The 5,371-nt window shown below is 44.2% G+C and carries 2 protein-coding genes and 1 pseudogene; all 3 read right to left on the bottom strand.

Going from position 1 to position 5,371, the window contains the following annotated elements:
- Positions 1–53: 53 nt before the first annotated feature.
- Positions 54–2,048: a 1,4-alpha-glucan branching protein GlgB gene (gene glgB / locus QZX97_RS07840; RefSeq protein WP_295649219.1), complete on the bottom strand. Its 1,995-nt coding sequence runs from the start codon at positions 2,046–2,048 to the stop codon at positions 54–56.
- A 377-nt stretch (positions 2,049–2,425) separates the two neighbouring features.
- Entirely contained in the window at positions 2,426–4,903 is a 2,478-nt protein-coding gene (locus tag QZX97_RS07835; RefSeq protein WP_295664554.1) for a glycoside hydrolase family 31 protein, read from the bottom strand.
- Positions 4,904–5,050: 147 nt separating this feature from the next.
- A pseudogene (locus tag QZX97_RS07830) lies at positions 5,051–5,371 on the bottom strand (alpha-amylase); the annotation flags it as partial.

Here is a 5,371-nt window from a genome sequence, read left to right as displayed (position 1 = left end):
GTTAACTATCCACATAAAAAAAGCCGTTCAAATAAACTTGAACGGCTTTTTAGTTATACCCGCTTTAACACTACCGCACCCAACGGTGGTAAAGTTAAAACAACCGAGTTCTTTTTCCATTGCCATTCAACCTCTTCTGTTTTCAGTTTGCCTGTATTAATGAGGCCCGCGCCCCAAAAATGTTTGGCATCCGAATTGAAGATTTCTTCCCAGGTGCCGGCATAAGGCACGCCGATGCGGTAGTTGTGGCGCGTTACGGGTGTCATGTTTAAAATAATCACCAGTTCGTTCTTCGCATCGTACCCCTTACGGCTGTAAACCAGTATCGAATCATCGGCATTGCCCCCATCTATCCATTCAAAGCCATCCCACGAAAAATTCTTCTCGTGCAGTCCCGGCTCATTGACATATAAATGATTCAATGCTTTAACAGTTTCTTGTATACCCTGATGAGGCGCATACTCCAGCAAATGCCAATCGAGTGATTTTCGGAAATCCCATTCCTCACTTTGCCCGAACTCTGCACCCATAAACAACAGTTTGGTACCCGGGTGGGTAAACATATAGCTATATAGCAGACGCAGATTGGCAAATTGCTGCCAGTCATCACCCGGCATTTTGCGCAACAATGACTTCTTGCCATATACCACTTCATCGTGCGACAGCGGTAGCATAAAGTTTTCCGTAAAGGCGTATATGGTACTGAAAGTGATTTGCCCGTGATGGTATTTTCGGTTTATCGGGTCTTCTTTAAAGTATTTTAAGGTATCGTTCATCCAGCCCATCATCCATTTCATACCAAAACCTAAGCCTCCTTTAAAAGTAGGATAACTTACTCCTGTGAATGAAGTAGATTCTTCGGCAATGGTTTGCACATCGGGGAAGTAGCTGTATACCGTTTCGTTAAACTCCTTCAACAGCGATATGGCTTCAAGATTGTGGTTACCGCCATAGATGTTTGGTTCCCACTCGCCATGTTTGCGCGAATAATCCAGGTATAGCATGGATGCCACTGCATCAACTCGTAACCCATCGATATGGTAACGGTCGAGCCAAAACAGCGCGTTGCTGATGAGGAACGCCCTAACCTCGTTACGTCCATAATTAAAGATGTATGATTTCCAGTCCGGGTGAAAACCCTTGCGTACATCGGCATGCTCGTACAAGTGTGTTCCATCAAAATTATATAAGCCATGCGCATCCCCGGGGAAGTGTGATGGTACCCAATCTAAAATAACACCTATGCCTGCTTTGTGAAACTCCTCGATGAGGTACATCAAATCTTGCGGCTTGCCATACCGTGTTGATGCAGCAAAGAAGCCAACTATTTGGTATCCCCAGCTTGGATAAAATGGGTGTTCCATTAAAGGCATAAACTCTACGTGGGTAAAGCCCATCTCTTTAACATAAGGCACCATTTTACGCGCCATTTCGCGATACGACAGAAATTCGTCGGGGTCTTCCAGTCCACGTGCCCAGGAGCCGAAATGCACTTCGTAAACACTCCAGGGCTTGTTCAGCGCATTGTGATTCCTTCGTACCTTCATCCATTCGGTATCTTGCCACTCAAAATAAGTATGAGTTACAATAGATGCGGTACGCGGCGGTTCCTCCCAACGTAATGCAAAGGGGTCGCTCTTTTCCAGGTCTTCGCCGGTTGACGACTTAATATAGTATTTATAGGTTTCGCCATCGCCAATATTGGGGATATAGCCTTCCCAAATTCCAGAGCCATCCCAACGAACCAATAGCGGGTGCGAGCCTCGGCTCCAGCCATTAAAATTGGCTATTACCGAAACATAGGTGGCATTAGGAGCCCATACAGCAAAATAAGTACCCACTACGCCTTTATAAGTCACTACATGCGCGCCAAACTTTTCGTACAACTTATAATGTGTACCGCTTCTAAACAGGCCGATATCAAAATCGGTGAAAAGGCTATAAGGTTCAACTGCGTTCAATATTACGGCTGTAGGTTTAGAAACAGGCTTCTTGTCTTTAGCGGCAGGTTTAGTAGTGCTTTTAGGGGTATTCTCTTTTTTAGCCATGGTACCAGTGCGTTTATTTGGGTTACAACAGCTAAACATGTTTATTGTGTGCCGTTATATTTTGGCACAAGTTAGTCAATTATTGATTATTGATTTATCAAACCGTTAAATTATTACATCTCAAATATGTAGTTGGTCATCAAATACAAAACCCGGCTAACCATCGCGGTTGCCGGGCTCTGTCCCCCTTAATTAACTTTAAACTATATTAACAGTACTAAGGTACGCTCAATTTACAGGGCCGCAATCAGTGAAAACACTGAATTTCATCCGTATTATCACCGTGCACTAATACCGTTAAAAACACAAAAAAGCCCGAAAGCGCTAAGTTTCGGGCAATCAGTGTGCGATTAAACCAGAATAGGCAAAATAAGAGCCTACTTAAATATCTGTATGATCCTGAAGTTTTTGTTCGCTTTGAAGCGATAACGGTCCAGTTCGTCGATAGTTGTTTTAATGATGGCCTTGTTATCAACCAATACTTTTGACGGCTTAAATGGCAGGCCAATGATCTTCATTTCGTAATGTTCGTAACGTGGTGTGTACAATCCTTCAATGGATTGCGTAATGGTCATGCTGTGATCGTCGCCATTGGTTACAAACTTTTTCTCCATGTAAATATCCTGCTCGTAGGCAAAGGTTTCGCCATAATCCTCGAAAAAGAAAGAATTTACCTCGTAAGTGGAGTAGTATACCTGAAACAGCAATTCATCAATCTGCTTTTCGCCAACGAACTGCATTACCGGAGACTCTGGTATTACTGCACCGGCCTTTACAAATATCGGCATCGAATCCAATGGGGTTTCAACCACCAGTTCCGCCCCGCCCTTTAGTTTTTCGTGTGTCCAGTAATGGTACCAGTCGCCTTTTGGCAGATAAACTCTGCGGGTTTTTTGCCCTTGCTCCATTACGGGGCAAACCAGTATCTTATCGCCAAAAGTGAACTCGTCTTGACGGAAATGGTTGATTTCCACATCCTGCTCACTCATCACCAATGGCCTCAATATCGGGAAACCATAACGGTGGTGCTCCCAAAAGGCCGAATAGAAATATGGCATCAATCGGTACCGCAGTTCAATAAATTTGCGGTTTATTGAGGTATAAGGTTCGCCAAAGCACCATGGTTCGCGTTCGCGGGTATCGCCTGCCGAATGGGCACGCATAAAGGGCGAGAAAACACCCAGTTGTATCCAGCGGGTAAACAATTCGCCATCAGGCTCGCCGCTAAACCCACCTATATCCGTTCCGCAAAAAGATATGCCCGACATCGATAATCGCTGGCATTGTATGTTACCCAATTTCAAGTGTTCCCAAGATGCAACGTTATCACCGGTCCATACGCATGAATAACGTTGTAAGCCCGAGTAACCAGCCCGTGTAATGGTAAATGGACGCTTGTTCTTCATAAGTTTACGCAGACCCTCATAAGTGGCACGCACCATTTGCATACCGTACACATTATGTGCCTTGCGGTGTGAGCCACGGTGCCCGTCATACTGGTGGCGCACATCATCGGGGAAAGTTCCTGCGCCAAATACCGCAGGTTCGTTCATATCGTTCCAAACGCCCGCTACGCCAAGCTGCACCAATTCGTCAAACAAACCGCCCCACCACTCGCGCACTTCGGGGTTGGTAAAATCGGGAAACTGGCAGCGGCCAGGCCAAACGTGGCCTTCCATAAAGTAATCATCACTGCGACGACAGAAGTATTTTTTTGCCTTCCCTTCTTTAAATACGCCATAATTATCATCCACACGGATCCCCGGGTCTATAATTACCACCGTTTTAAAGCCTTTGTCGTTCAAATCCCGAATCATCTTTTTGGGATCGGGGAAATATTTACGGTTCCAGGTAAAGCAACGGTAACCATCCATATAATCAATGTCGAGATAAATGGCATCGCAGGGTATTTTGTTCTTGCGGAAACCATCGGCCACTTCTTTCACTTTCGATTCGGGGTAATAACTCCAGCGGCATTGTTGGTATCCGAGCGCCCAAAGAGGCGGCATAGGGTGTGTGCCGGTTAAGCTATGGTAACGTTTTACAACGTCCATCATGTGCGGACCGTGAATATGGTAGTATTGCAGTTCACCCCCATCGGCCCAAAAACTGGTTTTGGTTTTATCTTCGGCCCCAAAATCAAAATGCGATTTAAAAGTATTGTCGAAAAATATGCCGTGAGCTATGCCATCGTTTAAACTGATATAGAAGGGTATGCTGCGGTACAAAGGGTCCTGGTCCTTCGCGAAAGAGTAAGCATCCGTGTTCCAGTTTTGCAGGCGTTTGCCCACCAGATTCAGTTCGGTGGCTTTATCGCCCAGCCCAAAAAAGCTCTCTTTTGGCTGGCAGGTTTTGGTACAGAAAACATAATAACCACCAAAAGCTACGTTCTCTTCCCAATGCATAGGCTTAGCATCGCTGCTTGTGACGTGACCTTCGTTATCAGAGAACGATATATGAAAATCCTTTTTGCTGATGTGGCAGTTTACGGTATTGGTTGATACCCGGTACTCGTCATCGTCTTCAGAAAGCGAAAAAACAGAATACTTTTGTACCAATTTAGTGGTATCAACAGCATAACTGAACTCTTCCAAAAAAACTCCGTGCGGCGCCAACCTTACACGGATAATATCATCACTGATCACAATAACCTCCACTTTGGCATCATGATCCGAAAAATAAAACCTGTTATCGTCCTGGATTACCTTTTGTACGGCGCCCAGGTATTTTTTTACTATTGGTTTTAAGCCTACAACCGGGTTGTTTAAATGTTGTATTACTTCAGGCTCCACTACATCTGTCACCGATACATCAATCTTATCCGCCGGGGCTTTCGGACCTTTCAATTCTTCCATATACCTGTTTATACTGATTATCTCAATTTATGTTCCCAAAGCAAGCAAAAATTCTTACTATTTTATCTTTAAAGTTGAAATTAGCAATTATTTTCAATAAAACGGCCAATTTTTTCGGAAAACTTTAAATTTATTCCATTTTTCTATTTAGAAATTCAACAAAACCCCACCACTTGCGGGTAGTTTTATGTACAACCCATCTTCTATATTAATGGTGTGATAAACTTTATCGCCCAACATGTCGCTAAAAGCAATCGCACCACGCAGTAACATCATATCTATTACATCACGCGGTAACATGATATTTATCTCGCGCTCATAACGGCTAAAATTAACCAACACCAAAACACGTTGCACGTCTGTATAACGCAGGTATGCGTAAACACGCTCATCAAAGCCACGGCTATGCTGGTTGGCCAGCATCAACTCGTAAAAATTTCCGTGCGTAAATGCTTCATTTTGACCGGC

This window comes from uncultured Mucilaginibacter sp. (assembly GCF_903893715.1).
Lineage (GTDB): Bacteria > Bacteroidota > Bacteroidia > Sphingobacteriales > Sphingobacteriaceae > Mucilaginibacter.
Note: the sequence above shows the minus strand (reverse complement) of the source record. Positions and strands in the feature narration are given on the sequence as shown.